Genomic DNA, 26,758 nt, shown 5'->3' on the forward strand with positions numbered 1-26,758 from the left:
ACTGGAACGGGGTGCGGCCCTTCGTGCCGTCCGGCCCCGGCAACCCTTGTGCGGCCGGGCGCCGGGCCTACGCTGGAAGCATGTACGCCCGGCGCCGGCGCGCCTATTTCCTGCTCATGGGCGGATGCCTGGTCCTCTTCGTCTCCGCCTGGACCTTCGTGCGCCTCTTCTCGGTGGAGGCGGCGGTGGCCCTGTGCGTGGTCGCCATGGTCATCCCGCCGGTCGCGGCGATGGTCGCCAACCGGCGCGGGCCGGACGACCGCTGGTGGGACGACCCCTCGGGCGACCCGAAGTCCGACGAGTGGTGGGACGAACTGGACGGAAAGCGGCGGCACGAGGAATGAAACGCCGTGAGACAAAAATGTAATAGAGGTTTGTACAACTACTCCCCTCCAGGGCGGGTCATGGGTACGCGCGGGTAATCGAACCGGCGCGTCCAGGCCTGTGGGGGGACTTTCTTGGAACACGAACAGACCATCCCGGAGCGGCGGAAAGAGGGGGAGACCGGTCCCGCGCCGGCCGTCGAGCCCATGCCGGTCGTCGAGCCCGCGCCGGTCGTCGAGCCCATGCCGGTCGTCGAGCCCGCGCCGGTCGTCGAGCCCGCGCCTGCTCCCGCACCCGAGCCGGAAGGCGCCCCGCCCCGCCGCCGGGGCCGTACGACGCTCCTGATCGCGGGCGCGGCCGCCCTCGGCGTACTCGCCGGGACGATCACCGGCTACACGGTCCAGTACCACCGCGCGCCCACCCCGCTGCCGCCGCTGGCCCAGCAGCAGGTGGCCGCGCCGCCGCCCGTCGCGCCGAACGACGCGACCAGCCGGCGCTCCGTCAACGCCAACCGGTGGGACGCGTCGGAGGAGGACCTGGCCAAGAAGCTCCTGGAGGCACCGAGCGGCGCCGCGGACGGCTACTCGGACTACGAGTCGCTGGACCGGTTCGCGGCGACCTACTACGAGTCCCCCGACCGGGGCTTCGACTCCATCGCCAAGGACGTGCGGCGGATCGCCACGGCGGGCTGGCGGCAGGGCGAGCACGACTTCATCGAGATCCGGCTGCTCCAGTTCCAGAACCAGCACGCGGCCCAGCGGTACCAGGAGGGCCAGTCCGCGTACCAGGACGAGGAGAAGCGCGCGGGCAACGACGGCTTCGCGCTGCCCGGCGTACCCGACGGCTACGGCCGCGGCTGGCTCTACAAGACGCGGACCCGGGCCGGGTACCACCCGCTGCGGTCGGCCCGGGCCATCCTCCGGCGCGGGGACATCGTCATGGACGTCGAGATCACGAACAAGCGGGGTGACGTCTCCGAGGGCGAGATCACCGATCTGGCCGAGCGACAGTGGGAGCGGCTGTGACCGAGCAGCACAACGATGCCGTGACCGGGCCGGCGGCCGAGCAGGACGCTCCGGACTCCGCGCGCCCGCCGCGCCGCCCGGGCCACCGCAGGACCCTGGCTCTGGTCGCGGGCGGGCTCGGCCTGGCCGTCCTCGCGGGCGGCGGTTTCTGGGCGTCGGGCAGGATCGACCAGGCCGACCGGACCTCCCCGACGCGCTACTGGGTGCCGAAGGGCTCCCAGCCGGTGGTCACTCCGGCGCCGACGGCGCCGACCGTGCCGCCCAACGAGCTCACGGGCAAGCTGATGCCGGTGCCCGCGGGCTACGAGCTGGGTCCCGACCTGGAGGACGAGGGCAACGACTTCTACGTGTCCGGCGAGCGCGCGGTCCAGGCCTTGAAGGACTCCCGTACGGGCCTGTCCGCCGCCGAGCGCGCCGAGCGGGACAAGGCCGTGGCCGACATGAAGCTCAAGGGCCTGGCCGGCCGCAGCTACACCAGGTCGTACGTCGGCCCGGTCACCGAGATCGAGCTCACGCAGGCCGACCCGCAGGCACTCACCTCGTTCTCGGACCTGAGCAAGAAGCTCCTCGACGTCCTGGTGGCCCTGGGCGAGAAGAAGCGGGACGCGCCGGCCGTCGAAGGATTCCCGCAGGCCAAGTGCGTCCTGCTGGACATCGTCGAGGAACGCCCCGGCTCGCCGAAGCCCGAGACCATCGAGTCCCTCGACTGCGTGGCCGTCGAGGGAGACGTGCTGGTGACCTTCCGGACGTACGGTCCCCGGCCCCGGCTCGACGTGAAGGAAGCCGCCGAGCTGTTCACGAGGCAGCTGAACCGCCTGAAGTCCCCCGGGGAGTCCGTGTGACCGAGCAGAACACCACCGCCGCCGCACCCGCCGCAGAGCCGGACGCGGCGGCCCACGCGACCCCGCGGGACGCGGCCGCTGCGCAGCAGGCGCCCCCCGCCGGGCCGGGCCCCGCGGCGGAGCCGGGTCCGGAGCCGGTGCCCGACGCGGCGGAGCCGGAGCCGGTGCCCGCCGCGCCGAAGGACCGCCGCAAACTGTTCGCCGCCCTGCGGTGGACCGCCGCCGTCCTCGTCTTCGCCGCCGCCGGCGCCGGCGCCGCGTACGCGGTCGTCCAGCCCGAGCGGACCGAGATCCCCGGGCTGTCCACCCTGCCCGACGGCCGCTGGACCTACCCGGAACTGGCCAAGCCCGAGCTGCCGGCCGGAGCCCCGCTGCCCGGCGGCCCGGACAACCAGGACGGCACGCACTACGCCGCGCTGAGCAGCCTGCTGCTCCCCGCCCCCGAGGGGGCCCGGCCCGACGACGCCGTCAGGGCGGACAAGGACGGGAAGGTGGCGCCCGACGCCTTCCTGGAGGAGTACGCCCCCGAGGACCGGCCGAAGCTCAAGGAAGGCTTCGAGTACGAGGGGCTGCGCCAGATCACCGGCCGGTCCTGGACCATGCCCGACGGCACCCGGAGCCGCGTCTACCTGCTGCGCTTCCACTCCTCCGGCTTCGTGGACACCTTCCGCGGCTGCGGCACCAACACCCGGCTGACCGGCGCCGACGCGCTCTCGGTCGACCTGTCGTGGAGCAAGGCCAAGACGGAGCAGCCCGGCCCCGTCGGGAGCAGCGGCTTCGCCGGGTCGGGGACCGTCAGCTCCGGCGACGTGAGCGTCTACGAGGAGGGCAAGCCCTTCGGTGACGAGCAGGTCCGCTTCGGCTGCCTCCAGGCGGGTGACGTCCAGGCGGTGATCGTCCAGTCCCGCAAGGGCGGGCTGCCCGCCGTCCCCTTCCACCAGACGGTGATCCTCCAGGGCCAGCTGCTCGGCTGAGGCCCGTACGGTCCACCTCACGGAGTGCGCCGGTCCCCGGGCCAGTAGGCTTGGGGACCGGCCCCGTACAGCCCCACCGATTCCGAGGAGCACCCCGTGCTTGAGGCAGTCTTCACCTCCCTGCTGGTCCTGGTCTGCGTCGGCGTTCTCGCCTTCACCGGCCTGGCCGTGAAGAAGCTGTACCAGGGCCAGCGCTGATCGTCCGATCAGCCGCCGCCCGCCCCGGATTCCGGAACCCCTCCCACAGAGCCTGAGCAGCCATTCATGATCCAGATTCCGTCCGACCTGAACCCGGGCCTCGTCCCCCTCGCCTTCCTCCTCGGCACCTGGGAGGGCGCGGGCGTCTTCGACTTCCCCGGCGAGGAGAAGTGCAACTTCGGGCAGGAGGTCACCTTCGGCCACGACGGCCGGGATTTCCTGGAGTACACCTCCCGCACCTGGGTCCTCGACTCCGAGGGCAACAAGGTGCGCCCGCTGGAGTCCGAGGCGGGCTACTGGCGCATCGACAAGGACCGCAACGTCGAGATCGTCATGGTCCGCGACCAGGGCGTCATCGAGGTCTGGTACGGCGAGCTCGCCGACCAGAAGCCCCAGATCGACCTCGCCACGGACGCCGTCGCCCGCACCGCGGCCTCCGGCCCGTACACCGGCGGCAAGCGGCTCTACGGCTACGTGAAGAGCGACCTGATGTGGGTCGGCGAGAAGGCCACCCCCGACGTCGAGCTGCGCCCGTACATGTCGGCGCAGCTCAAGAAGGTCGTCACGCCCGAGGAGGTCGCCGAGATGGCGCGCAACCTCCCGGACATGCCGGACGACGGCATCGCCTTCTTCCGCTGATCGGAAGCCGTGCGAAGAAGGGGATCGGGGCAGGCTCCCGGTCCCCGTCGCGCGCTTACACTGGCCCGGTGGTGAGCACCGAGAGCACCGGGAGCGGCGACAGCACCGGGAGCGGCGGCAGCGGCGCCGGCGGCGCGAGCGCCGGGGGTCCCGAAGGCGTCGACTGGAAGACCGACCTGCGCCGGCGCGGCTACCGGTTGACCCCGCAGCGCCAGCTCGTGCTGGAGGCGGTCGACGCCCTGGAGCACGCCAGCCCGGACGAGATCCTCGCGCAGGTGCGCAAAACGGCTTCCGGGGTCAACATCTCCACCGTCTACCGGACGCTGGAGCTGCTGGAGGAGCTCGGGCTCGTCTCGCACGCCCACCTCGGGCACGGCGCCCCGACGTACCACCTCGCGGATCGGCACCACCACATCCACCTGGTCTGCCGGGACTGCGCCGACGTCATCGAGGCGGACGTGGACATCGCCGCCGACTTCACCTCGAAGCTCCGCACCACCTTCGGGTTCGAGACCGACATGAAGCACTTCGCGATCTTCGGGCTGTGCGCGAAGTGTTCCGCGAAGCACCGTGCCGCTCAGGCGTAGCAGGGTCGTAGGCTTGTTTCCATGACCAGCCCCTTGCTCCATCTCCCCGGCGCCGTGCAGGCCGAAGGCCGTGACGAGGGCGTCGCCGCCCACTACGGAGAGCTGTACGGCGAACAGCGCGCCCTCGCGGCCGGCCGAGGCTTCGTCGACCTCTCGCACCGGGGGGTCGTCACCGTCACCGGACCGGAGCGGCTGAGCTGGCTGCACCTGCTGATCACCCAGCACGTCACCGAGCTGCCGGCCGGGCAGGCCACCGAGGCGCTGATCCTCTCCGCCAACGGACACATCGAGCACGCGCTCTATCTCGTCGACGACGGCGAGACCACGTGGGCGCACGTGGAGCCCGGCACGCAGGGGGAGTTGATCGCCTACCTGGAGTCCATGAAGTTCTTCTACCGCGTCGAAGTCGCCGACCGCACCGAGGAGTTCGCGGTCGTCCACCTGCCGGCCGGCTCCATCGCAGAGGTCGCCGCGTTCGCCGAGAAGCCCGCCGTGCGCGAGACCGCGCACGGCCGGGACGTCTTCCTGCCCCGCGCCGAGCTGGAGGCGTTCGCCGCCGCGCACGGCCCGGCCGCAGGACTCCTCGCGTACGAGGCCCTGCGCGTGGAGTCGCACCGGCCGCGCCTCGGTCTGGAGACCGATCACCGCACCATCCCGCACGAGCTGGGCTGGATCGGCACCGCCGTGCACCTGCAGAAGGGCTGCTACCGGGGCCAGGAGACGGTCGCCCGCGTCCACAACCTGGGGAAGCCCCCGCGCCGCCTGGTCTTCCTGCACCTGGACGGCTCCGAGGTGCTGCTCCCGGCGCACGGCGCCCCGATCCGGCTCGCCGCCGACGGGGAGGAGGGCCGCCAACTGGGCTTCGTCACCACGGCCGTCCGCCACCACGAACTCGGTCCGATCGCGCTCGCGCTGGTCAAGCGGAACGTTCCTGTCGACGCGCCGCTGCTGGCCGGGGGGACGGCCGCCGCGCAAGAGGTCGTCGTAGCGCCGTAGCGGCGCCCCCCGTGGTCCTGGGCTCCTGGGCTGCGGGGCCCCGTCGCGTCGGGGTCAGATGTCGATGACGAGGGTGAACGGGCCGTGGTTGGTGAGCGAGACCCGCATGTCCGCCCCGAAACGGCCCGTTTCCACCGTCGCGCCCAACGCGCGCAGCCGCGCCACCACCTCGTCGACCAGCGGCTGCGCGACCTCACCGGGAGCGGCCGCGTTCCAGGTGGGCCGGCGGCCCTTGCGGGCGTCCCCGTAGAGCGTGAACTGGGAGATCACCAGCAGCGGAGCTCCGTTGTCGCTGCAGGACTTCTCGCCCTCCAGCAGCCGCACGGACCACAGTTTGCGCGCCAGCTGCGCCGCCTTCTCCGGGGTGTCGTCGTGGGTCACGCCCACCAGCACGCACAATCCCTCGCCGACGACCTCGCCCACGGTCTCGCCGTCCACGACGACGCGCGCGCCGTCCACCCTCTGCACCACTGCTCGCATACCACCTGTGTACCAGGCGTGCACCCGTCCGGGGCCGATCGGGTGCAGTGGGACTGCGTCGGGGCCACGGACAGTGGCACGATGCAGGCAGGCGGTGCGGGTGCGCCGCACCGGTCGAGGGGACGGACTCGTTCGTATGAATACTTCAGGTACCTCCGTACCTGCATCACCCGCTTCCATGTGTGCCGCCGCGGTACGACCGCCCGCGCAGCGCACCGCCGAGCCGCAGGAGCCGGTGGGTGCGCCGACCAGCGCCCTGGGGCTCCCGGAGCTGCGCGCGCTGCGGCGCGACGCGCAGCGCGACGAGGCCGATCTGAGCTACGTACGCCGCCTGTTGCAGGGCCGCATCGACATCCTGCGGGCCGAGCTGGCCCGCCGGTCCGACCCCGAGACGCCGGTGGTGGACCGGCTCTCGGAGATCCTCGCCGACGCCCCCTCCAGCCGCAGCGCCTCCGCCCGGCACGTCACGCTCGGCACCCCGCACAGCGAGGAGTACCGGCGGCTGGCGGCGGAGATGCTGTCCGACGTGGAGCTGTCGGACCTGACCGCCAGAACGGACGCGGAGCTGTACGACGGGATGGGCCGGCTGGTGGGGTACGAGCAGCAGGTCTCGTGGCGCCGGCAGCAGCTCCAGCGCACGGTGGACGACTGCATCGCGGAGATCACCCGGCGGTACCGGGAGGGCGAGGCGCAGGTGGACGACCTGCTGGCCTGATCCGCCGGCCGGGCCGGTGCGCGGTGCGGTGCGCGGTGCGGCGGCTCAAGCGGGCGGAACCGGGCGGAAATTCGGGCGCCCCGGACCGTCCGGGGGATTAGCGTGGCCGGTTATGAGCGCTGAGGTGCGGCCGATCGCCGAACACGAACTCCCCGAGTGGATGCACACCCTCAACCGAGGGTTCCTGACCCCGGAACGGCCGACGGAGTCCGACGTCGCCCAGCGGTCGAAGCACGGCGACCTCACCCGGATCCAGGGCGCCTTCGACACCGGGACCGGTCGCTGCGTGGCGGCCTTCCGGTCCTTCGCGCAGGAGTTGACCGTCCCCGGCGGCGCGGCCGTCACCGCGAGCGCCGTGTCGAACGTGGCCGTGCTGCCCACCCACCGCCGCCAGGGACTGCTCAGCCGGATGATGGCGGCCGAACTGGCCGCCGCCCACGCACGCGGCGACATCCTGTCGACCCTGGTCGCGGCCGAGTACCCGATCTACGGGCGCTACGGGTACGGGCCCGCCGCGTCGATCTCGGAATGGGAGATCGACGTCCCGCGCACCGGACTGGACCCGCGCGGTTGCGTCCCGGCCGGCGGCGGGCGCGTCGACCTGGTGGACGCGGCAGAGGTCCGGCGCGTGGGCCCGGAGCTGCACGAGCGGATGCGGGCGCTCACGCCGGGCGTGGTGAACCGCGACGCGCGCTGGTGGAGCATGGCGACCGGCCTGGAGGAGTTCTCGCACCGCCCGTACAAGGAGAAGTTCTACGCCGTGTACCGGTCGGCGGCGGGGGAGGTGCAAGGCCTGGCCTCGTACCGGACCGACGACCGCTGGACGGACGCGAAGGTCCCGCAGAACACCTTGCAGGTCAAGGACCTGATCGCGGTCGGCCCGGACGCGCAGCGCTCGCTGTGGCACTTCCTGTGCTCCGTCGACTGGGTGACCCGGGTCCGCACCGGCTACCGGGCCCCCGACGACCTGGTCACCCAGCTGCTGCCCGACCCGCGCTCCGCCGGGATCCTCACGGCCGCCGACTTCCTCTGGGTGCGGCTGCTGGACGTCGTAGGGGCGCTGGGCGCGCGGACGTACGCCGTGCCCGGGGTGCTCGTACTGGAGGTGGGCGACGCGGCGGGACCGGCCGGCGGCCGCTACCGGCTGGACGCGGGCGCCGGCGTGTGCGAGCGGACGGCGGAGCCGGCGGACCTTCGGATGGACGTGTCCGCGCTGGGCTCCCTGTACCTCGGCGACGAGTCGGCGGTGCGGCTGGCGGCGCTCGGCCGGGTGACGCAGCAGCGGGCGGGGGCGGTGGAGCTGGCCGACGCGGTGTTCCGCACGGCGCGCCGCCCCTGGTGCCCGGACATCTTCTGAGCACCCGCCCGTCGACGACCGATGAACCCGAACGGAGTTGCGTGAGGCATCCGATGTCCCTGTCACTGGTGGAGAGTCTGCGCGCGGCGGGCTGCGTCTTCGCGGAGGAGGAGGCGGACCTGCTCGTCGAGGCGGCGACCGACGACGGCCACCTGGCGGAGCTGCTGGCCCGCCGGGCGGGCGGCGAACCGCTGGAACACGTGGTGGGCTGGGCGGAGTTCTGCGGCCTGCGCATGGAGGTGGGCGCGGGGGCCTTCGTACCGCGCCGGCGCACCGAGTTCCTGGTCGGGGAGGCGGTGGCGCTGGCCCGGCCGGGCGCCGTGGTGCTCGACCTGTGCTGCGGGGTCGGGGCACTGGGCGCGGCGGTCGCGGCGGGCGTGCCGGGCGGGGTGGAACTGCACGCGGCGGACATCGACCCGGCGGCGCTGGCGTACGCGCGGCGCAACGTGGCCCCGTACGGCGGCCGGGTGTGGGAGGGCGACCTGTACGGACCGCTGCCCGCGTCCCTGCGGGGGCGGGTCGACGTGCTGGTGGTCAACGCCCCGTACGTGCCCACGGAGGAGATCGGGCTGATGCCGTCGGAGGCCCGGGACCACGAACCGCGGGTCTCCCTGGACGGCGGCGCCGACGGCCTGGACGTCCACCGCCGGGTCGCCGCGGACGCCCCCGCCTGGCTGGCCCCCGGCGGCCGCCTCCTGATCGAGACGAGCGCCCGCCAGTCCCCGGTGACGGCCTCCGCCCTGACCTCGGCGGGCCTCGCGGTCCGCGCGGTCACCTCGCAGGAGCTGTGCGCGACGGTGGTGATCGGCACGCGCTGAGGCGTGCCCGGTGCCGCCGGTGCGGCGCCCGTGGCGGGTGCCGTGGCGCCGTCACGCCCCCTTGCTCGTCCACGGTGCACTCGGGGCGAGTGGGAGGTGTTGCAAGCAGTCTGCTTGCAATAGTTAGCAGAGTCGGGCAGGATCGGGGCATGGCATCGCTCAACGTCGGAAACCTCGGCGAGTACCTCCGTGAGCAGCGCCGGCAGGCTCAGCTCTCGCTGCGGCAGCTGGCAGAAGCGGCGGGGGTGTCGAATCCGTACCTGAGCCAGATCGAGCGCGGGCTGCGCAAGCCGAGCGCGGACATCCTGCAGCAGCTGGCCAAGGCGCTGCGGATCTCCGCGGAGACGCTGTACGTGCAGGCCGGGATCCTCGATGAGCGGGACCGGGACGAGGTGGAGACGCGCGCCGTCATCCTCGCCGACCCGTCCATCAACGAGCGGCAGAAGCAGGTGCTGCTCCAGATCTACGAGTCGTTCCGCAAGGAGAACGCGCTCGACTCGACGGCGGGCGAGACCCGCGCGGCCGACGGGCCGGACGACGCCGAGAACGCTGTATCCGCCGTAACCGCCGACGACACCGTCGGTACCGACGGGCAGATGCCGTCGCAAACGAACTGAACTTGATCCGGGAGGACCACCGCATGGCCATCGCCGATGACCTGAAGAAGACCCTCACCGACCCGACCCCCCTCTACTTCGCCGCCGGCACCGCCGACCTCGCCGTGCAGCAGGCCAAGAAGGTGCCGGGGCTCATCGAGCAGCTGCGCGCCGAGGCGCCCGCGCGCATCGAGGCCGTGAAGAACACCGACCCGAAGGTCGTGCAGGAGAAGGCCAAGGAAGCGGCCAAGGAGGCGCAGGAGGCGGTCACCGCCAAGGTCGCCGAGGTGTTCGGCGCGATCGACGCGAAGAAGTTCGGGGAGACCGCCCAGGACCTGGCGTTGCGTGGGGTCGGCGTGGCCGCCGAGTACGCCGTGCGCGCCAAGGAGACCTACGACAAGGTCGCCGAGCACGGCGAGCAGGCCGTACGGACCTGGCGGGGCGAGGTCTCCGAGGAGATCGTCGACATCGCCGTGGCCGTCGAGCCCGCGCCGGCGGAGCCGAAGGGCGGCGCCGGGGCCGAGGCCGCGTCCGACCCGGTCGCGGTCGATGCCGCCGCCGACGAGGAGAAGCCGGCCGCGAAGAGGACCGCCACGCGCAAGAACACGGCGAAGAAGGCCGCCTCGGTGACGGCCGACGAGAGCTGAACCGCATGAACGACGGCGGGCCGGGCACCGAAAGGGTGTCCGGCCCGTTGTGGTTCGTGACGGGTCCCGTGCCGGTAGCGTGGATCCAAGTGGCATCGGAGTGAGAAGCAGCGGCATGAGAAGGCGGTCGGGACGATGTTGATGGACGGGTTCGATCGAGGGGTGATCCCGATGCTCGGGCTCGCCATGCTGGTGCTCGCCGTCGTGGCCTTCGTGTTCGCGCTGCTGGCGCGCGAGGACGCGTACCGGGCCGCCGAGAAGCAGTCCAAGACCTTCTGGCTGGTGATCCTCGGCATCACCGTCCTCGTGGACTTCTTCCTCGGCATGCTGTTCCTGCAGATCGCCGGCCTGGTCGCCACCATCGTGTTCTTCGTCGACGTCCGCCCGGCCCTGAAGCAGGTCTCGGGCGGCGGTGGCGGCCGTCGCAGCGGCGGCAGCAGCAGCGACGGCCCGTACGGGCCCTACAACGGCGGGCGGTAGCGGCGCCGGCGCGCCAACGGGTCGGTCCGGTCGCGGGCCGGGACCGAGCGGCGTCCGGCTGCGGGGCGGCGGTCCGGTTGCGGGCCGGCTCCGAGCGGGCGGCCCGGCCCCGGGTCAGCTCTCGGCGCGGGAGAGCAGGACCACGGCCACGTCGTCCGTGAGCTCGCCGCCGTTGAGGCGGCGGGCCTCGGTGACGGAGGCTTCCAGCAGGCCCTCGCCGGTCAGGCCCCGGTCCAGGTGGCGGTTGATCATCTCGACCATGCCGTCCTGTCCGAGCCGTTCCTTGCCCTCACCGATCCGCCCCTCGATCAGACCGTCGGTGTACAGCATCAGACTCCACGTGCCCCCGAGCTCGACCTGCCGGCGCGGCCAGCGGGCGCGCGGCAGCAGTCCGAGCGCCGGACCACTGCTCTCGTACGGCAGGAGCTGCGCGGGGCGGCCCGGCCGGGCGATCAGCGGGCTGGGGTGCCCGGCGAGGCACAGGCCGGCGCGGCGGCCGTCCGGCGCGATGTCGACCGTGCACAGCGTCGCGAAGATCTCCTCGGACGGGCGCTCCACCTCCAGCACCTGCTGGAGGGTGGCCAGCAGGTCGTCGCCGCACAGTCCCGCCAGGGTCAGGGCGCGCCAGGCGATGCGAAGCTCGACGCCGAGGGCGGCTTCGTCGGGGCCGTGCCCGCAGACGTCGCCGATCATGGCGTGGACGGTGCCGTCGGGGGTGCGGACGGTGTCGTAGAAGTCGCCGCCGAGCAGCGCCCGGCTGCGGCCGGGGCGGTAGCGGGCGGCGAAGCGGAGGTCGGAACCCTCCAGGAGGGGGTTCGGGAGCAGTCCGCGTTCCAGGCGGGCGTTCTCCTGGGCGCGCAGTTTCGATTCTGCAAGCTTGTACTGGGCGATGTCCGCCCGTTTTCTCTCCACCGCGTAGCGGATGGCGCGGCTCAGCAGCCGGCCGTCCAGCTCGTCCCGGAAGAGGAAGTCCTGGGCGCCGACCCGGACGGCCTCGGCGGCGCGGTCGGCGTCGGCCTCGGCGGTCAGGACGAGGACGGCGTGGCGGGGCGCGATGCGGAGCACGTGGCGCAGGGCGGCCAGCTCGTCCACGGGGGCGGCGGTGGTGGCGCCCGTTCCGGAAGGGGAGGGGGCGGCGGAGGTGCGGGGGCCCGTGTCCGTGAGGGCCAGGTCGAGCAGGATGCAGTGCACGTCGGGGGTGAGCAGGCGCTGCGCCTCGGTGAGGTTGCGGGCAGTACGGAGCCGGATGCGGTGGCCGTCCCGGTCGAGGATCTCCGGGACGGTGAGGCCGCCCGCGGGGTCGTCCTCGATGACGAGGAGGGTCAGCGCGGTCGTGTGCGGGGTCGCCTGCGCGGCGCCCGGCGGTGGGGTGACCGGCGGTGCGGTGACCTGGGGCGCGGCGGCGGTGTGCGCGGCGGTCGGTACGGCTGTGGCTGTCGCTGCGGCTGTGGGCAGAACGGCCTGACCGCTCTCCGTGGCCGGGGTGTCCCTCTGCCGCGGTACGGGTACGGGCATCGTCTCCGGTTCCTTCCCTCCCCCCGAGGGTGCGCTCGTCCGGGCGACCCTAGCGGTCCCGGCCCGGCAAACGGAATGCGCTCGGGGCCGGGGCCGCCGTCATATGCCGTTATCCCGGGGGAAAATCGGCCGCACTGATGACAAACGTCACGGAGGGGCCGCGATCCGTCCCGTGGAGCGAGACGTCGACGCCCCCCGTTTGGTTGCCTCCGAGCCCCCGCCGTCGAACCCCGGCCCGCGAGCCGCGCCGCCGGCCCACCGCGCCCCGCCCCCGCGATCCGCCTCCGGCTCCCGTCCCCGCGCGCCACAGCCGCCGGGTCCCGGCCCGCGCGCCACAGCCGGTGGCTCCCGGCCCCGCGCGCCCAGCGGGCGGGTCCCGGCCTTGCGAGCCCTGCGGGCGGCTCTCGGCCCTGCGGGCCCTGCCGGGGGACCCCCGGGTCCCGTTCCGGCGAGCCGCCGCCGGTCCCGCCCTGCGTGCCCCGCCGCCCGGTCCCGGCTGGTAGCCGTGCGGGGCCGGCCATCCCGGTAGTCGCGCTGCGGCGCGGCCGTGCGCGGGCCCCTGCCGCCCCGGGGAAGCCGTGCGGGTGGTCCACCGCCCTCCGGGTTGCCGTGCGGGGGTCCACCGCCCCCGGAGGGATTGGCACGGCGGCGCGGCTCTGCGGCCCCAAGCCCCCGGGCTGCGGTGCCCCCGGGTCGCTGGACGGCGGCGGCCCCGCCCCGGCGCTGCGGCACCCCCGGCCCCGGGCTGCGGCGCCCTCGGGGCTGCGGCCCTCTCGGGTCCCTGGGCTGTGGCGACCCCAGGCCTCACGCTGCGGTGCGCCGCAGCCCCGGCCCCCGCTGCTGCGGCACCCCCGGAGCTGCGGGTCTTCCGGGTCCCTGGACTGTGGCGACCCCAGGCCCCACGCTGCGGCGCCCCCGCCCCCGGGGTTGCGGTGCCTCCGGCCTCCGCCCCCCGGGCTGCGGCGCTGCTGCGGCACCCGAGGGGCTGCGGGCCCCCCGGCCCCCGGGACTGCGGCGACCCCAGGGCTCCACGCTGCGGCGCCCGCCCCGGACCTGACCCCCGGGGCTGCGGCGCCCCGGAGCCCGGCCGCCGGGCCGCCGCCGTTGGGCCTCGGCGCCCCGCGGGGGCGGCTACGCGTCCGGGCGGACTACCGCCTTGATCGGCATCGAGCCCGCGCCCGCCATCGTCACGTCGCGGCCGGGGCGCGGGGCGTGGACCATCGCGCCGTCGCCCACGTACATGGCGACGTGGCTCGCGTCGTCGAAGTAGATGATCAGATCGCCCGGCCGCATGTCCTTGATCTCGACCTTCGGCAGCAGCCGCAGCTGCTCCTGCGACGTGCGCGGGATGCCCTTGCCCGCCGCCCGCCACGCCTGCGAGGTGAGGCCGGAGCAGTCGAACGAGCCCGGGCCCTCGGCGCCCCACACGTAGGGCTTGCCTATCTGCGCGGTGGCGAACTGCACGGCCCGCTTCCCGGCGTCCGTCGCCGTGCCCTGGACGTCCTTCATGGCGCCCGTCGACAGCCACGCCTTCTGTGCCTTGTACTGGGCTTCCTGCTCCAGCTGGATCAGCCGGGCCTTCTCCTCGGCCTCCAGCTTGTTCTCCAGCTCCTCCGCCGCCTTGATCTTCGCCTCGACCTGCTTCTTCGACTCCTCCTGCTTGATCCGGTTGGCCTCCAGCGTCGACCAGTGCGCGGCGGCGTCCTGCGCGTACCGCTTCAGGTCGGCCTGGGTGCGGTCCAGTTCGGTGAGGAGGTCCGAGGTGGCCTTCTCGCCCTGGCGCAGCCGGTCCTTGGCGTCCAGGAACTGGTTCGGGTCCTCGCTCAGGACGAGCTTCGCGCCCGGCGGCAGTCCGCCCGAGCGGTACTGGGCGCGGGCGGCGGCGCCCGCGCGCCCCTTCAGGGAGCTGATCCGCTCCTGGCCCGCGACGACGAGGTTGGCGATCTCGACGATCTTGTCGGACTGGGCCTTGGTCTCCGCCTCGGCGAGGTTGTACGCGTCCGTGGCGGTGCCGGCCTGCCGGTACAGCTCCTCGATCTCCTTGCGGACCTGCTCCAGGGTCTTGACGCCCGGCTCGGGCGCGGGAGCGGCGGGAGCCCCGGGAGCGGAGGGCGCCGCGTGCGCGGTCCCCGCAGCCAGGCCGGGTGCCGTCAACACCGCCACCGTCATCGCGCACAGCAGTACGAGAGCGCTCGCGCCCCGTCGTCGCCTTACGGCCACCATGGTCCCCCCAGGCACCCCGCGTCAGACCCCGTATCAGATCTGACTATTCATCAGTAACTTGTTACTGCCTTCGGGATGGTGCCACGACTCGGTGAATTCCAACACCCTCGGGGGCTTCTTCCGATCTTGTCCACCCTGTCGGATGCCATGTCGGATGCCCTGTGGGATGCCACCCCCGGATGCCGCCCCGCCGCGTACCGAAACCGGCCCCGCCGCGCGCCGAAACCCGGCCCCGAAACCCCGCCCCGAAACCCGCCCCGTGACCCCCCGCCCCGAAACCGCCACCCCGTCCCCCGGACGACACAACGGCCCGCCCCCGCCCCCGGTTCCCCACCGCGCCCCCTTCACCCCAACGGGCGCAACGCCTCCCACCGCACCGTCAGTTCCCCCTGCCGCCACCGCACCGGCCCGTCCGCCAGGGGCCAGTCGCCCCCGAGGGCCCGCGCCGTCCGGATCCAGCGCTGCCGGGCCCCGTACGAGGCGTACGGCGCCGCCGCCGCCCACGCCCGGTCGAAGTCGCGCAGGAACGCGTGCACCGGCTCGCCCGGCACGTTCCGGTGGATCAGCGCCTTCGGCAGCCGCTCCGCGAGGTCCGACGGGCGCTCCAGGGAGCCCAGCCGCGTCGCGAACGTCACCGTGCGCGGCCCCTCCGGCCCCAGCGCGACCCATACGTGCCGCCGCCCGATCTCGTCGCAGGTCCCCTCCACCAGCAGCCCCTCCGGGGCCAGCCGGGAGCACAGCCGCGCCCACACGTCCGCGACCTGCTCCTCGTCGTACTGGCGCAGTACGTTCGCCGCGCGGATCAGCGCCGGCCGCTCCCCGCCGCCCGGCCCGTCCAGCGGCACCTCGAACCCGCCGTGCCGAAAGCTCAGCCCCTCCCGCTCGTACGGCTTCGCCCCGGCCACCCGCGCCGGCTCGATCTCGATGCCCACCACCCGTACCCGGGGCGCGGCCGCACGCAGCCGCGCCAGGAGCTCGACCGCCGTCCAGGGGGCGGCCCCGTAGCCGAGGTCGACCGCGACCGGCGCCCGCGCGCGCCGCAGCGCGGCCCCGTGCGTCGCCGCGATCCAGCGGTCCATCCGGCGCAACCGGTTCGGGTTCGTCGTCCCGCGCGTCACCGCGCCCACGGGGCGGCCGGGGGCTCGGCTGGGGGGCGGGGTACTGCGGGAGGCCATGGGGCGAGAGTAAGCGGAGGGTCGGTCCCGGATAAAAATCCGGCAAACCGAGCAGGAAAACCGGGTCCCCCGGAATGCGGGGGACGGCCATCCGGGTTGCAATCCTTGCAGGGCGCCCGGCGCGCTCCTGCCGTCATGCCGTCCCGGGGACGCCCCCAGGGCGAACGCGGTCGCGCCCCCGTGCGGCAGCAGCCCGTCCGAGCGTCGGCCGAGCCGAGAGGAACTGCTCCCTTGAGCCAGTACGTGTCACGCCTCGGCGGCAGCCTCAGCGGACGTCTCGCCGCCGCCCGCGCCGCCCGCCACGAACCACCCCGGTTGCGTCTGCCGGCCGTCGGCCACCACCGCAAACCCCGCCGCGTGGCCATGCTGAGCGTGCACACCTCACCGCTGCACCAGCCCGGCACCGGCGACGCCGGCGGCATGAACGTGTACATCGTGGAGCTGGCCAAGCGGCTCGCCGCGATCAACATCGAGGTCGAGATCTTCACCCGGGCCACGGCGGGCGGGCTGGCGCCCGTCGTCGAGCTGGCCCCCGGCGTCCTGGTGCGGCACGTCGACGCCGGCCCGTACGAGGGCCTGGCCAAGGAGGAGCTCCCGGCCCAGCTGTGCGCCTTCACCCACGGCGTGATGCAGGCCTGGGCCGGCCACCGCCCCGGCTACTACGACCTCGTGCACTCCCACTACTGGCTCTCCGGCCACGTCGGCTGGCTCGCCGCCGAACGCTGGGGCGTGCCGCTCGTGCACGCGATGCACACCATGGCGAAGGTCAAGAACGCGGCGCTGGCCTGGGGCGACACCCCCGAGCCCGCCGCCCGCGTGATCGGCGAGACCCAGATCGTGGCCGCCGCCGACCGGCTCATCGCGAACACGGCCGAGGAGGCCGGCGAACTCGTCCGGTACTACGAGGCCGACCCCGCCAAGGTGGCCGTCGTCCACCCCGGCGTGAATCTGGAGCGCTTCGCCGTGGCCGACGGGCGGGCCGCCGCCCGCGCCCGCCTCGGGCTGCCCCAGGACGCCGTCATCCCGCTCTTCGCGGGCCGGATCCAGCCCCTCAAGGCCCCCGACATCCTGCTGCGCGCCGTCGCCGAACTCGTGGACCGGGACCCCTCCCTGCGCCGGCGGCTCCACGTCCCCGTCGTCGGCGGCCCCAGCGGCAGCGGCCTCGCCAAGCCGGAGGGCCTGCAGAAACTGGCCGCGAAGCTCGGCATCGCCGACCTCGTGCACTTCCACCCGCCGGTCGGCCAGGACCGGCTCGCCGACTGGTTCCGGGCCGCGTCCGTGCTGGTCATGCCCTCGTACAGCGAGTCCTTCGGGCTCGTCGCCATAGAGGCCCAGGCCGCCGGCACGCCGGTGCTCGCCGCCGCGGTGGGCGGACTGCCCGTCGCCGTCGACGCGGGGGTCACGGGGATCCTCGTACCCGGGCACGACCCGGTGGACTACGCGCGCGAGCTGCGGCGGTTCGTGGACGAGCCCGGGCTGGCGGACCGGATGGGCGCCGACGCGGCGCGGCACGCGCAGTCCTTCGGCTGGGACACGGCGGCGAGCGGCACGGCGGACGTGTACACCGCTGCCATGCATGATCATCGCCGTCGCGTACGCTCCCACCATGGCTGACACCGCCGCGATCATCGAAGGCGCCCTGAACGGCGCCGAGCTGAGCTGGGAGAGCCCCGAACCGGGCTCGTACGTCGTCCAGCTCCCCGGCACGCGCAAGCTGAGCACCACCTGCTCGCTGCGCGTCGGCCGGCACTCGTTGTCCGTGAACGCCTTCGTGATCAGGCACCCGGACGAGAACGAGGCGGGCGTCCACCGCTGGCTGCTGGAGCGCAACCTCAAGCTGTACGGGATGAGCTACGCGGTGGACCGCCTCGGCGACGTGTACCTGACGGCCCGCCTCCCCCTGTCGGTCGTCACCCCCGAGGACCTGGACCAACTGCTCGGCACGGTCCTGGAGGCGGCGGACGGTGCCTTCAACACCCTGCTGGAACTGGGCTTCGCGAGCGCGATCCGGCGCGAGTACGACTGGCGCGTCTCGCGCGGCGAACCCACGCACAACCTGGACGCGTTCAAACACCTGACCCGCCCGTCCTGACGGCTCCCGGCCCTGTCGGCGGCTCCGGGCTGAGGGCCCCGGCCCCGCCGGCGTTCGGGGCGCGGGCGGAGCGCCGTAAGGGGTCCGGGGCGCCGTAAGAGGTCCGGGGCGAATCCCCGGGAGCGGCGCCGCTCCCGGGTACGGGCCACGTACGGGACCCCGCCCCGTACGGCCCGGGCGGAGTCCGGCTACGCCTCGGCGCGCGCCGGCAGCGGCACCGACGCTCCGGCCGTAGCGGGAGCGGCACCGGCAGCCGTAGCGGGAGCGGCACCGGTAGCCGTAGCGGGAGCGGCACCGGCTTCCGGAGCGGCATCCCCCTCGCCCCCACCGGACAGCGCCCGCATCAGCAGCCAGTACCCCGCCCCCGCCACCGTGCCCAGCACGGCCGTCGCGGCCCACAGCCATCCCGCCCCGTACCGGTCGATAACGAACCCCGCCATCAGCGGCGCCACCAGCGAGGCCACCGCCCAGGACATCGTGTACATCCCCTGGTACCGCCCGCGCCCGTGCACCGGCGAGAGCCGCACCACCAGGCTCATCTGGGTCGGCGAATTGACGATCTCGGCCAGCGTCCACACGCACACCGTCAGCGCCCACGTCCACAGCGGCCCGGCGAAGGCCGTCAGCGCGAACCCGTACCCGGCCAGCAGAGCCGAGATCACCAGCAGCCGCTGCGGGTCGCGGTGCTCGATGAACCGGGTCACCGGGATCTGCAGCAGCACGATCAGCAGCCCGTTCACGGCGATGACCAGGCCGTAGTCGCCGGGCGAGAACCCGGCCGCGCCCATCGCCACCGGCAGCCCCACCGACCCCTGGGTGAAGATCAGGGAGATCAGGAACGACAGCCCGACCACGCCCATGAACCGCCCGTCGCGCAGCACGGTCCCCAGCCCGATCTCCGGCCCGCGGCCGACGCCCTTGCCCGTACCCGCACCCGCACCCATCCCCGTACCGGCACCGGCACCCGCACCGGCCCCCGCGGCGGAGCGCTCCGGCCGGGATTCCGGCAGCTTGACGTACACGAGCACCGCGCACGTCAGCGTCAGCACCGCCTCGCCCAGGAAGCCGGCCAGGTAGCTGTACTCCGCGATCAACCCCGCCGCGGTCGCGCTGATCGCGAAGCCGAGGTTGATGGCCCAGTAGTTGAGCGCGAAGGCCCGTACGCGGTCCTCCGGGCGCACGATGTCCGCCATCATCGCCGCGACCGCCGGCCGGGACGCGTTCGACGTCATGCCGACCAGCAGCGCCACCGCGCCGATCGCCGCCGGGTGCTCCATGAAGCCGAGCAGCGCCACCGAGAGGCCGGTCGAGGCCTGGGCGGCCAGCATCGTGGGCCGCCGGCCCAGCCGGTCGGTCATCACCCCGGCGACGAGGGAGGAGACCACACCGCCGAGCCCGTGCAGGGCCACCACGAGTCCCGCGAAGGAGGCCGAGTAGCCCCGGTCGAGGGTCAGGTACAAGGTCATGAAGGTGGCGACGAAGGCCCCGAGCCGGTTGACGAGCGTGCTCGTCCACAGCCACCAGAACGCGGGGGGCAGCCCCGACACGCTCTCCCGGAAGGCCCGTCTCGCACTGGCAACGGACATAAGGAATCCCCCCGGGTGGTGTAAGTGGCTCTCGCGCAGTCAGCACGTTACGAGGCGAGGGGCCGGGGGCGCCACCGGATTGACGCCGACCGTCAATCGGCGGCGGTGGACACCGCGAGCGAGGGGGCCGGGGCGTCCATTAGGCTCGTACGCATGGCCGACGCACCGTACAAGCTGATCCTCCTCCGTCACGGCGAGAGCGAGTGGAACGCGAAGAACCTGTTCACCGGCTGGGTGGACGTCAACCTCAACGAGAAGGGTGAGAAGGAGGCGGTCCGGGGCGGTGAGCTGCTCAAGGACGCCGGCCTGCTCCCCGACGTCGTGCACACCTCGCTCCAGAAGCGCGCGATCCGCACCGCGCAGATGGCGCTGGAGGCCGCCGACCGTCACTGGATCCCGGTCCACCGCTCCTGGCGCCTGAACGAGCGCCACTACGGCGCCCTCCAGGGCAAGGACAAGGCCCAGACCCTCGCCGAGTTCGGCGAGGAGCAGTTCATGCTGTGGCGCCGCTCGTACGACACCCCGCCGCCGGCCCTGGAGGACGGCACGGAGTTCTCGCAGTCCGGGGACCCGCGCTACGCGACGATCCCGCCGGAGCTGCGCCCGAGGACGGAGTGCCTCAAGGACGTCGTCGTCCGCATGCTGCCGTACTGGTACGACGGCATCGTCCCGGACCTGCTGGCCGGCCGCACGGTCCTGGTCGCCGCGCACGGCAACTCCCTGCGCGCGCTGGTCAAGCACCTGGACGGCATCTCCGACGCCGACATCGCGGGCCTGAACATCCCGACGGGCATCCCGCTCGCCTACGAGCTGGACGCCGACTTCAAGCCCCTCAAGCCGGGCGGCACCTACCTCGACCCCGACGCGGCCGCGGCCGCGATCGAGGCCGTCAAGAACCAGGGCAAGAAGTAGCCCTGACGCACGAGAACAGCCCCCTCCCTGCCGCTTCCCGGCGGGCGGGGGCTTCCTCGTACGAGTCAGGCGGACTGCTTCGTGCGATCGAGGCGCCGCTTTTGAAGTTCCAGGCGCGCTTCGGCCAAGGGCTCAAGCAGTGAGGGTTCCAGGCCCGGCACCACCTTGCACAGGCGACGGTCAGTTTCCTCGACGAGTAGGTCCTCGACGCCGGGCACTTCGGAGCGGGAGATGTCGTCCAGAAGCGGCAGTTCCCCCTCCATCGCCTCGTGCACTATGACCTGTAGCCGGCTCACCTCGCTCGGGACGAGCTCCAGTACCCCGCCCCCGAAGCTGCGTCCTTCGATCTCGGCGGACAACAGGGTGAGGGAGTTGTGAAAGGAACCCGCGAAGGCGCGCGCCAATTTGGTTGCTCCTGGCAGCATGCGCGCTTGGTAGATCGTGTCAGTCGTGACGGCGCTGACCTCGTTGGCAACGACGCGTGGGTAGAAGTGCGAGCGCTTCGACATCAGCAACGCACCGGGGGCAACCACCGGGACGTGGTACCAAGGGCTGCGGATTCGGCATTTGTATCTGAGGTGGAGCTCCTGGGCTTCGCCCTGCCGGATGTATTCGGCAGCAAGGGGATATTCCATAGGGTCATCGCCTCTGGAGAAGTCAAGGAGATGGGACCTGATTCCCTCTTCGGCGTTCTGCCGCTGGTCGGTTCGAGTAAAGACGAGGCCCTTGGCGTTCCTGATCCGAGGTAGCAGGGGGATCGCCCACTGCTCCAAGTCGTAGTCCTTGACCATGTCCGGGCTGGCGGAGAAATAGTCGTTGGCCCCTGTGACGGTTGCAACGCTGAACCGGGCGAACTGCCCGACCGTGCCTGCGAGCGGCAAGTCTGAGGCTGCATCGAGGGCTTCTACCTGCCGCGGGTTCAGCAGGTAGCGAGTCCAGGTGTGCGCATCAGCGGTCGCGTGGTGTGACCAGACCCGCACGGATGGCCCACCGGTTTCCCGTACTTCCAACAGGGCATCGCCTCCGAATAGGCTCCTCCGCCCGCTCAGGATTACGACTTCTTGCAGTACGCCGGGAAAAGATCCAGGAGCGAATAGATCCACTCGGAGGGACGTGCTGTTTTGGAGTACCCAGCGGCGGATGACAGATGCTGAAATCCCGGTCAGGCATTCAGCGGGGATGATGAATGCGAAAACACCACCGTCTCGGAGTTTACTCAGAGCGGAAAGAAGCATCGGAATCCATAGATTCGAAACTCCCTTGAACGTAACGCCCAGCTCGGCGGCGATGGCGTCCGAGTAAGTGCGTTCTGAGTTTGAGACGAACTGGAAACGCACAAAGGGCGGATTGCCCACTGCGACGTCGAAGTCTCGCTCGACCACGCGCTGCGGCGCGAGGAAGCTCCCTTGCCGCACGTCCACGCTGAAGGGGGCCGCCTGGCCGGCCTCCTCGCAGTGAGCGGCTTCAACGCCATCGATTTCCACAGCGACCATCTCGGACACACGAGAGGCGAGTGGGTCGTTCTGGAGGCCCCGGACGAACGCACCGTCTCCGGCGCTGGGCTCCAACACCTTCAAGCCATCGACGTTGCCGTCGAGCAACTCGCGTACGCGCTCGAAACAGGTTGCGACGAGCGGTTCCGGTGAGTAGAACCCACCTCGCAGCTTGTCTGCGGAGACCTGATCGATGGTTCTCACGCGGTTGCCTCCAGTGGCCAGGGGGTGGAACCAGACGAGTCTAGAGGGGGAACCGAACCATGGTTGCCAGACCTCCTAGTCGTCGTGCACTGTGCGGGCCATGAAGATCAACTTGATCGGTCAGCCGTACGCCGACTCCGGCAGCCTTCATCGATACCTGATCGAGGGATGTGCGGACGAGCGGTTCACACACTTGTCCTTCGCTGCGGCCTGGGCCAAGCGGAGTGGTCTCAGACGTGTGGAAACCGCCCTGCAGGGGTTCGCAGCTCGCGGAGGCTTGATCACCTCGGTCGTCGGAATCAGCGAGGGCGGCGCGACTCGGCAGGGCTTGTCCGCGACCCTGGACCTGCCCGGTGAGAGTTACGTCTTCCACGACTCCGGGCGGACCTTCCACCCCAAGATCTACCTCTTTACCGGCCCTGACCATTGGTCTGCGTTGGTTGGTTCCAGCAATCTGACCGCGGGTGGCCTGTACTGGAACTACGAAGCATCCCTGGCTGTCTCCGGAGATCGAGCAGATGCAGACTCGCGCACTGTCGTATCGGATCTGGAGGGCTGGTTCGGGAAGCTCATCAGGGACACCGAGGTCTGCCTGCCACTGACGAAGAAACTCATCGAGCAACTGGTCCTTGATCCGGAGTGCAGGATCGGTAATGAGGATCGGATCAATGCGCGTGGGGCGCGCCCGGCCGCAGGTCCTGCGTACCTCGAGGGGCCCCTACTGTTTGGACGTTCGAAGAACGCAAAGCATCCCGATCCGGCCAAGCGCCCTCGGCGAGCCGACGCGCCACTGTCTTCGGACCTGTCGCCCGAGCCGGCCTACCTCGAGGGCGACGACACGACGCTGGAGGACGTGCCGCTCGGGGAATCCGAGATCATCACGCACGCCTGGCACAAGAAGATGACGGCTAGCGATGCCCAACAACCGAAGGGAGAGAAGAGTAATCCCACCGGTCACATCAAGCTGTCACAGGCTAAGCACGCCCTCGATCACAAGACGTACTTCCGGAACCACTTCTTCTCCGACCTCGAATGGAAGAAGGTCCAGAAAGGTAGCAAGGTCCACGAGCAAGCCAGCGTCTCGTTTCAAGTGATCGTCGGCGCGAAGAACCATGGCGTCCACGCTCTGTTCCTCGATCATGCTCCCCATCGTGTGTCGAATCAGAATAATGTGCCCACTTGGCTTCATTGGGGGGACTACCTTGGTAAGTATCTCCGGGACAAGGATCACGTCGGCGAATACGTGACGATTGAGCGGTTCGAGGACGGCTCCCGTCAACTCACGATTGCCACTGACCCGATCGGCTAAACCGGCGGCGAGGGGCCCCGGCCGACCACGGTCGGGCGGGGCCCCTCGCGGGCGCGGGTCCGGGTGGGCGGGGTCAGCCGCCGCACTGGCACGGGGCGCCGGACTGGCAGCCGCAGCCGCAGCCCGAGCCGCAGCCGCAGGCCGCGAGCAGCGGGAGGCGGAGCGGCTCCGACCTCGGGGGCTGCTCCTGCTCCGGGGTGATGGGGACGGGGGAATCGGGCATGGTTCCTCCTCGCGGGCGGTGTACGGGGCCTTCGCCTCATTCATGCCCACCCGCACCGGCGCGTCAACGGCGCATTGGGGCTCGCCCGTTGGGACGCCCCGTCCCAGCTGAGGTCGCATTCCTGGCCCGGGCCTCGGCTCAGGCCTCGGTCCGGGCCCCCGCCCCGATCCCGGCCCCGGCCCAAGTATCGACTCGGGGCCGGCCCCGGTCCGCCCCGGCGAGTGCCGCCGCCGGCCGCGCCCCGATTCAGGCCCGGCCCGAAGGGCGAGTACCGGCGCCGACCCGGCCCCGCCCCGACTCAGGCCCGACCCCGACCCCGGCCCGGCGAGTGCCGGGATCGGCCCGGCCCGGCCCGCCCCCGCCGCAGGGCCTCGCCCCGCCCCGGCGTGCGTTCGTCAGACGCCCTCGACCGGGGTCGGCGGCTGGAGCTCGTCCGCGTGTTCGCCCGTCACCAGGTAGACCACGCGCTTGGCCACCGACACCGCGTGGTCCGCGAAGCGCTCGTAGTACCGGCCCAGCAGCGTCACGTCCACCGCCGTCTCGATGCCGTGCTTCCAGCGGTCGTCCATCAGGTGCTGGAACAGCGTCCGGTGCAGCTGGTCCATCTCGTCGTCGTCCTGCTCCAGCTGGAGGGCCAGGTCGACGTCCTTCGTGATGATGACCTCGGCGGCCTTCGCCATCAGCCGCTGCGCCAGCTGCCCCATCTCCAGGATGGTGGCGTGCAGGTCCCGCGGCACCGCCGTGTCCGGGAAGCGCAGCCGGGCGAGCTTCGCCACGTGCTGCGCCAGGTCGCCGCTGCGCTCCAGGTCCGCGCTCATGCGCAGGGAGGTCACGACGATGCGCAGGTCCGTGGCCACGGGCTGCTGGCGGGCCAGCAGCGCGATGGCGCGCGCCTCCAGGTCGTGCTGGAGGTCGTCGACCTTCTGGTCCGCGGCGATGACGCTCTCGGCGAGCTTGAGGTCGGCGTCGAGCATGGACGTCGTGGCCCGCCCGATCGCGGAACCGACGAGCCGGGCCATCTCGACCAGGCTCTCTCCGATCGAGTCCAGTTCCTCGTGGTACGCGTCGCGCATGTCTCGTGTCCCTCTCTCGACCTACTACCTGCTACTGCACTGCTGCCCGGGGGCGGGCCCGGGGCGCCATCGGCCCCACGGTGCCACGGTGAGCCGCAAACGCGTCCGACTCCGGCACCACAAGTGAATCAACCCCGTCGCCAGAGTGAACTCTGGGCGACGACTGTTCGAGGTGCCACCCGAACGGCTGTGGAAGTGTCGTCGTGCCTGCTTAACCTGGATACATGGACGTGAACGCGGCGGTCGCCGCAGCTGCAGCGATCGCCGGTCTTTGCACCGGCGTCATCGCGATGCTGGCGTTCCGCTGGAGCGAGCGCGACCAGGCCCGCCCCACCCGGAGCTCCATGCGCCCCGACATCAATGCGGTGCTCCCGCCCGGCGTGGACACCGTGCTCTCCGTACTGCGCTCGTCCGCCGTCGTACTGGACGAGGGCGACGCCGTCGTCAAGGCCAGCTCGGCGGCGTACGCCCTCGGGCTGGTCCGTGGCGGGAAGCTGGCCGTGGAGCCCATGCTGCACATGGCCCGCGACACCCGCCGCGACGGGGAGATACGGCAGGTCGAGCTGGACCTGCCCCGGCGCGGCACCGGCCGCGGCGAGGCCCTCGCGGTCTCGGCGCGCGTCGCCCCGCTCGGCTCCCGGCTGGTCCTGCTCCTGGTCGAGGACCTCACCGAGGCGCGCCGCATCGAGGCGGTGCGCCGCGACTTCGTGGCCAACGTCTCCCACGAGCTCAAAACGCCGGTCGGAGCGATCTCCCTGCTCTCCGAGGCCGTGATGGACGCGGCCGACGACCCCGAGGCGGTCAGCCGCTTCGCCGGCCGCATGCAGATCGAGTCCACCCGGCTGATCAACCTCGTCCAGGAGCTCATCGACCTCTCCCGGGTCCAGAACGACGACCCGCTGGAGGACGCGGAGCCCGTACGGGTGGACACGCTGGTGGCGGAGGCCATGGACCGCTGCCGGCACACGGCGTCCTCCAAGCAGATCATCATGGCCGCGGGCGGCACCGCCGACCTGAAGGTCTGGGGCAACCGCGGACAGCTCGCGGCCGCCCTCGGGAATCTGGTCGAGAACGCCGTCAACTACAGCCCCGCCCGCACCCGCGTCGGCATAGCCGGACGCAGGATCGCGGCACCCGGGGGAGACTTGATCGAGATCGCCGTGACCGACCAGGGCATCGGCATCCCGGAAAAGGACCGCGAGCGCATCTTCGAGCGCTTCTACCGCGTGGACCCGGCCCGCTCCCGCGCCACGGGAGGAACCGGCCTCGGCCTCGCGATCGTGAAGCATGTGGCGGCCTCGCACGGCGGGGAGGTGTCGGTGTGGAGCTCGGAGGGCCAGGGCTCGACGTTCACCCTGCGCCTTCCCGAAGCCGCCGCACGGGCGGCGGCCCGCACGACCACCCCCTCGCTGCTCGCAGCGGAACACCACACAGCACCAGCCATTCCTGCCCCGGAGGTCCTTCCGTGACCCGAGTGCTCGTCGTCGAGGATGAGGAATCCTTCAGCGACGCCCTGTCCTACATGCTCCGCAAGGAGGGCTTCGAAGTGGCGATCGCCGCGACGGGGCCCGACGGGCTCGACGAGTTCGAGCGCAACGGCGCCGACCTCGTCCTGCTCGACCTGATGCTTCCCGGCCTGCCCGGCACCGAGGTGTGCCGGCAGCTGCGTGGCCGCTCGAACGTCCCCGTGATCATGGTGACGGCCAAGGACAGCGAGATCGACAAGGTCGTCGGGCTGGAGATAGGAGCCGACGACTACGTGACCAAGCCCTTCTCCTCGCGGGAGCTGGTCGCCCGCATCCGCGCCGTCCTGCGCCGCCGGGGCGAGCCGGAGGAGGTCACGCCGGCCGCGCTGGAGGCCGGTCCCGTACGGATGGACGTCGACCGCCACGTGGTCACCGTCGCCGGGGGCAAGGTTGACCTCCCGCTCAAGGAGTTCGACCTGCTGGAGATGCTGCTGCGCAACGCGGGCCGCGTACTGACCCGCATGCAGCTGATCGACCGCGTCTGGGGCGCCGACTACGTCGGTGACACCAAGACCCTGGACGTCCACGTCAAGCGCCTGCGCGCCAAGATCGAGCCGGACCCGGGAGCGCCCCGCTACCTGGTCACGGTCCGGGGCCTGGGCTACAAGTTCGAGCCGTAGGCCGGCGGCGGTGCCGGGCCGCGGGGGCCCCCGGGCGCCCCCCGGGCCCCCCCCCCCCCGCAGCGACCGGGCCCCCCCCCCCCGGGGCTTATAAACAAAAACACAGACCACACCCACCAAAGTTTTGGT

General features: G+C 72.1%; 27 protein-coding genes. 19 read left to right on the forward strand and 8 right to left on the reverse strand.

Translation table 11 applies throughout. The annotated features are described in order from the left end of the window. Window positions 1–80 precede the first annotated feature (80 nt). The 7 genes from ACWFQ8_RS26840 to ygfZ all read left to right on the forward strand — a co-directional run bounded on the left by ACWFQ8_RS26840 (window position 81) and on the right by ygfZ (window position 5,585). On the forward strand, window positions 81–344 hold the full coding sequence (locus tag ACWFQ8_RS26840; RefSeq protein WP_453788845.1) for a DUF3099 domain-containing protein: 264 nt from the start codon (window positions 81–83) through the stop codon (window positions 342–344). A gap of 114 nt (window positions 345–458) precedes the next feature. Next, window positions 459–1,349 carry a hypothetical protein gene (locus tag ACWFQ8_RS26845; RefSeq protein ID WP_453788846.1) on the forward strand — a complete coding sequence of 297 codons (891 nt, stop codon included), beginning with the start codon at window positions 459–461 and terminating at the stop codon, window positions 1,347–1,349. Beyond that, window positions 1,346–2,191, forward strand: a complete 846-nt coding sequence (locus ACWFQ8_RS26850; RefSeq protein WP_453788847.1) for a hypothetical protein — start codon at window positions 1,346–1,348, stop codon at window positions 2,189–2,191. The genes ACWFQ8_RS26845 and ACWFQ8_RS26850 overlap by 4 nt, the downstream gene beginning before the upstream one ends. Then, window positions 2,188–3,165 carry a hypothetical protein gene (locus tag ACWFQ8_RS26855; protein WP_453788848.1) on the forward strand — a complete coding sequence of 326 codons (978 nt, stop codon included), beginning with the start codon at window positions 2,188–2,190 and terminating at the stop codon, window positions 3,163–3,165. The genes ACWFQ8_RS26850 and ACWFQ8_RS26855 overlap by 4 nt, the downstream gene beginning before the upstream one ends. A 264-nt stretch (window positions 3,166–3,429) precedes the next feature. Next, the gene (locus ACWFQ8_RS26860) at window positions 3,430–4,002 is read left to right on the forward strand and encodes an FABP family protein (RefSeq protein WP_453788849.1); all 573 of its coding nucleotides are present in this window, start codon (window positions 3,430–3,432) and stop codon (window positions 4,000–4,002) included. Window positions 4,003–4,178: 176 nt separating this feature from the next. Next, window positions 4,179–4,589, forward strand: coding sequence for a Fur family transcriptional regulator (locus tag ACWFQ8_RS26865; RefSeq protein WP_453788871.1), 411 nt, complete (start codon window positions 4,179–4,181; stop codon window positions 4,587–4,589). 21 nt (window positions 4,590–4,610) lie between these two features. Then, window positions 4,611–5,585 (forward strand): CAF17-like 4Fe-4S cluster assembly/insertion protein YgfZ, encoded by a 975-nt coding sequence (ygfZ, locus tag ACWFQ8_RS26870; RefSeq protein WP_453788850.1) that lies wholly within the window; start codon window positions 4,611–4,613, stop codon window positions 5,583–5,585. Between the two features lie 54 nt (window positions 5,586–5,639). Here the strand turns inward: ygfZ and dtd are convergent, their stop codons facing one another. Further along, a complete protein-coding gene (gene dtd / locus ACWFQ8_RS26875) occupies window positions 5,640–6,065 on the reverse strand; it encodes a D-aminoacyl-tRNA deacylase (protein WP_453788851.1) in 426 nt (141 codons plus the stop codon). Between the two features lie 136 nt (window positions 6,066–6,201). Between dtd and ACWFQ8_RS26880 the strand changes: the two genes are divergently transcribed. The 6 genes from ACWFQ8_RS26880 to ACWFQ8_RS26905 all read left to right on the forward strand — a co-directional run bounded on the left by ACWFQ8_RS26880 (window position 6,202) and on the right by ACWFQ8_RS26905 (window position 10,678). After that, complete coding sequence (locus ACWFQ8_RS26880) at window positions 6,202–6,780, forward strand: RsiG family protein (protein ID WP_453788852.1); 579 nt, start codon at window positions 6,202–6,204, stop codon at window positions 6,778–6,780. A gap of 112 nt (window positions 6,781–6,892) precedes the next feature. Next, on the forward strand, window positions 6,893–8,137 hold the full coding sequence (locus tag ACWFQ8_RS26885; protein ID WP_453788853.1) for a GNAT family N-acetyltransferase: 1,245 nt from the start codon (window positions 6,893–6,895) through the stop codon (window positions 8,135–8,137). 53 nt (window positions 8,138–8,190) lie between these two features. Further along, on the forward strand, window positions 8,191–8,955 hold the full coding sequence (locus ACWFQ8_RS26890) for a putative protein N(5)-glutamine methyltransferase (protein WP_453788854.1): 765 nt from the start codon (window positions 8,191–8,193) through the stop codon (window positions 8,953–8,955). Window positions 8,956–9,104: 149 nt separating this feature from the next. Next, window positions 9,105–9,572 carry a helix-turn-helix domain-containing protein gene (locus ACWFQ8_RS26895; protein WP_453788855.1) on the forward strand — a complete coding sequence of 156 codons (468 nt, stop codon included), beginning with the start codon at window positions 9,105–9,107 and terminating at the stop codon, window positions 9,570–9,572. Between the two features lie 23 nt (window positions 9,573–9,595). Next, window positions 9,596–10,198, forward strand: a complete 603-nt coding sequence (locus ACWFQ8_RS26900) for a hypothetical protein (RefSeq protein ID WP_453788856.1) — start codon at window positions 9,596–9,598, stop codon at window positions 10,196–10,198. A 135-nt stretch (window positions 10,199–10,333) separates the two neighbouring features. Further along, window positions 10,334–10,678 (forward strand): DUF2516 family protein, encoded by a 345-nt coding sequence (locus ACWFQ8_RS26905; RefSeq protein WP_453788857.1) that lies wholly within the window; start codon window positions 10,334–10,336, stop codon window positions 10,676–10,678. 114 nt (window positions 10,679–10,792) lie between these two features. On the opposite strand, the gene ACWFQ8_RS26910 is transcribed toward ACWFQ8_RS26905, so the two are convergent. The 3 genes from ACWFQ8_RS26910 to ACWFQ8_RS26920 all read right to left on the reverse strand — a co-directional run bounded on the left by ACWFQ8_RS26910 (window position 10,793) and on the right by ACWFQ8_RS26920 (window position 15,591). Further along, a complete protein-coding gene (locus ACWFQ8_RS26910; protein ID WP_453788858.1) occupies window positions 10,793–12,193 on the reverse strand; it encodes a PP2C family protein-serine/threonine phosphatase in 1,401 nt (466 codons plus the stop codon). Window positions 12,194–13,324: 1,131 nt separating this feature from the next. Further along, on the reverse strand, window positions 13,325–14,416 hold the full coding sequence (locus ACWFQ8_RS26915) for an NlpC/P60 family protein (protein ID WP_453788859.1): 1,092 nt from the start codon (window positions 14,414–14,416) through the stop codon (window positions 13,325–13,327). 344 nt (window positions 14,417–14,760) lie between these two features. Further along, window positions 14,761–15,591: a class I SAM-dependent methyltransferase gene (locus ACWFQ8_RS26920; RefSeq protein ID WP_453788860.1), complete on the reverse strand. Its 831-nt coding sequence runs from the start codon at window positions 15,589–15,591 to the stop codon at window positions 14,761–14,763. A 231-nt stretch (window positions 15,592–15,822) separates the two neighbouring features. Between ACWFQ8_RS26920 and mshA the strand changes: the two genes are divergently transcribed. Both mshA and ACWFQ8_RS26930 read left to right on the forward strand, forming a co-directional pair. Beyond that, a complete protein-coding gene (gene mshA, locus ACWFQ8_RS26925) occupies window positions 15,823–17,205 on the forward strand; it encodes a D-inositol-3-phosphate glycosyltransferase (RefSeq protein ID WP_453788861.1) in 1,383 nt (460 codons plus the stop codon). After that, on the forward strand, window positions 17,198–17,683 hold the full coding sequence (locus ACWFQ8_RS26930) for a YbjN domain-containing protein (protein WP_453788862.1): 486 nt from the start codon (window positions 17,198–17,200) through the stop codon (window positions 17,681–17,683). Before mshA ends, ACWFQ8_RS26930 begins: the two co-directional genes overlap by 8 nt. A 188-nt stretch (window positions 17,684–17,871) precedes the next feature. On the opposite strand, the gene ACWFQ8_RS26935 is transcribed toward ACWFQ8_RS26930, so the two are convergent. Beyond that, the gene (locus ACWFQ8_RS26935) at window positions 17,872–19,269 is read right to left on the reverse strand and encodes an MDR family MFS transporter (protein ID WP_453788863.1); all 1,398 of its coding nucleotides are present in this window, start codon (window positions 19,267–19,269) and stop codon (window positions 17,872–17,874) included. Window positions 19,270–19,422: 153 nt separating this feature from the next. On the opposite strand from ACWFQ8_RS26935, the gene ACWFQ8_RS26940 reads away from it, so the two are divergent. After that, a complete protein-coding gene (locus ACWFQ8_RS26940) occupies window positions 19,423–20,181 on the forward strand; it encodes a phosphoglyceromutase (RefSeq protein WP_385012061.1) in 759 nt (252 codons plus the stop codon). 65 nt (window positions 20,182–20,246) lie between these two features. Here the strand turns inward: ACWFQ8_RS26940 and ACWFQ8_RS26945 are convergent, their stop codons facing one another. After that, complete coding sequence (locus ACWFQ8_RS26945) at window positions 20,247–21,878, reverse strand: Eco57I restriction-modification methylase domain-containing protein (RefSeq protein ID WP_453788864.1); 1,632 nt, start codon at window positions 21,876–21,878, stop codon at window positions 20,247–20,249. A gap of 100 nt (window positions 21,879–21,978) precedes the next feature. Between ACWFQ8_RS26945 and ACWFQ8_RS26950 the strand changes: the two genes are divergently transcribed. Then, window positions 21,979–23,187, forward strand: a complete 1,209-nt coding sequence (locus ACWFQ8_RS26950; protein WP_453788865.1) for a hypothetical protein — start codon at window positions 21,979–21,981, stop codon at window positions 23,185–23,187. A 73-nt stretch (window positions 23,188–23,260) separates the two neighbouring features. On the opposite strand, the gene ACWFQ8_RS26955 is transcribed toward ACWFQ8_RS26950, so the two are convergent. Both ACWFQ8_RS26955 and phoU read right to left on the reverse strand, forming a co-directional pair. Next, window positions 23,261–23,410, reverse strand: coding sequence for a hypothetical protein (locus tag ACWFQ8_RS26955; RefSeq protein ID WP_384536331.1), 150 nt, complete (start codon window positions 23,408–23,410; stop codon window positions 23,261–23,263). A 395-nt stretch (window positions 23,411–23,805) separates the two neighbouring features. Next, window positions 23,806–24,483, reverse strand: a complete 678-nt coding sequence (gene phoU / locus ACWFQ8_RS26960; protein WP_453788866.1) for a phosphate signaling complex protein PhoU — start codon at window positions 24,481–24,483, stop codon at window positions 23,806–23,808. 224 nt (window positions 24,484–24,707) lie between these two features. Here phoU and ACWFQ8_RS26965 point away from each other — a divergent pair, with 224 nt between their 5' ends. Continuing rightward, complete coding sequence (locus ACWFQ8_RS26965; protein ID WP_453788867.1) at window positions 24,708–25,952, forward strand: sensor histidine kinase; 1,245 nt, start codon at window positions 24,708–24,710, stop codon at window positions 25,950–25,952. After that, entirely contained in the window at window positions 25,949–26,629 is a 681-nt protein-coding gene (locus ACWFQ8_RS26970) for a response regulator transcription factor (RefSeq protein WP_030387286.1), read from the forward strand. Before ACWFQ8_RS26965 ends, ACWFQ8_RS26970 begins: the two co-directional genes overlap by 4 nt. The last annotated feature ends 129 nt before the right edge of the window (window positions 26,630–26,758 follow it).

The organism is Streptomyces sp. NPDC055254, from assembly GCF_053606025.1.

Bases quoted from the DNA above. Each gene is read 5' to 3' on its own strand.
- ACWFQ8_RS26915 (WP_453788859.1), bottom strand. From the start codon at position 14,416: ATGGTGGCCGTAAGGCGACGACGGGGCGCGAGCGCTCTCGTACTGCTG.
- ACWFQ8_RS26880 (WP_453788852.1), top strand. From the start codon at position 6,202: ATGAATACTTCAGGTACCTCCGTACCTGCATCACCCGCTTCCATGTGT.
- ACWFQ8_RS26920 (WP_453788860.1), bottom strand. From the start codon at position 15,591: ATGGCCTCCCGCAGTACCCCGCCCCCCAGCCGAGCCCCCGGCCGCCCC.
- ACWFQ8_RS26935 (WP_453788863.1), bottom strand. From the start codon at position 19,269: ATGTCCGTTGCCAGTGCGAGACGGGCCTTCCGGGAGAGCGTGTCGGGG.
- ACWFQ8_RS26950 (WP_453788865.1), top strand. From the start codon at position 21,979: ATGAAGATCAACTTGATCGGTCAGCCGTACGCCGACTCCGGCAGCCTT.
- ACWFQ8_RS26955 (WP_384536331.1), bottom strand. From the start codon at position 23,410: ATGCCCGATTCCCCCGTCCCCATCACCCCGGAGCAGGAGCAGCCCCCG.
- ACWFQ8_RS26930 (WP_453788862.1), top strand. From the start codon at position 17,198: ATGGCTGACACCGCCGCGATCATCGAAGGCGCCCTGAACGGCGCCGAG.
- dtd (WP_453788851.1), bottom strand. From the start codon at position 6,065: ATGCGAGCAGTGGTGCAGAGGGTGGACGGCGCGCGCGTCGTCGTGGAC.
- ACWFQ8_RS26940 (WP_385012061.1), top strand. From the start codon at position 19,423: ATGGCCGACGCACCGTACAAGCTGATCCTCCTCCGTCACGGCGAGAGC.
- ACWFQ8_RS26840 (WP_453788845.1), top strand. From the start codon at position 81: ATGTACGCCCGGCGCCGGCGCGCCTATTTCCTGCTCATGGGCGGATGC.
- ACWFQ8_RS26885 (WP_453788853.1), top strand. From the start codon at position 6,893: ATGAGCGCTGAGGTGCGGCCGATCGCCGAACACGAACTCCCCGAGTGG.
- ACWFQ8_RS26895 (WP_453788855.1), top strand. From the start codon at position 9,105: ATGGCATCGCTCAACGTCGGAAACCTCGGCGAGTACCTCCGTGAGCAG.
- ACWFQ8_RS26860 (WP_453788849.1), top strand. From the start codon at position 3,430: ATGATCCAGATTCCGTCCGACCTGAACCCGGGCCTCGTCCCCCTCGCC.
- ACWFQ8_RS26890 (WP_453788854.1), top strand. From the start codon at position 8,191: ATGTCCCTGTCACTGGTGGAGAGTCTGCGCGCGGCGGGCTGCGTCTTC.
- ACWFQ8_RS26965 (WP_453788867.1), top strand. From the start codon at position 24,708: ATGGACGTGAACGCGGCGGTCGCCGCAGCTGCAGCGATCGCCGGTCTT.
- ygfZ (WP_453788850.1), top strand. From the start codon at position 4,611: ATGACCAGCCCCTTGCTCCATCTCCCCGGCGCCGTGCAGGCCGAAGGC.
- phoU (WP_453788866.1), bottom strand. From the start codon at position 24,483: ATGCGCGACGCGTACCACGAGGAACTGGACTCGATCGGAGAGAGCCTG.
- ACWFQ8_RS26910 (WP_453788858.1), bottom strand. From the start codon at position 12,193: ATGCCCGTACCCGTACCGCGGCAGAGGGACACCCCGGCCACGGAGAGC.
- ACWFQ8_RS26905 (WP_453788857.1), top strand. From the start codon at position 10,334: ATGTTGATGGACGGGTTCGATCGAGGGGTGATCCCGATGCTCGGGCTC.
- ACWFQ8_RS26900 (WP_453788856.1), top strand. From the start codon at position 9,596: ATGGCCATCGCCGATGACCTGAAGAAGACCCTCACCGACCCGACCCCC.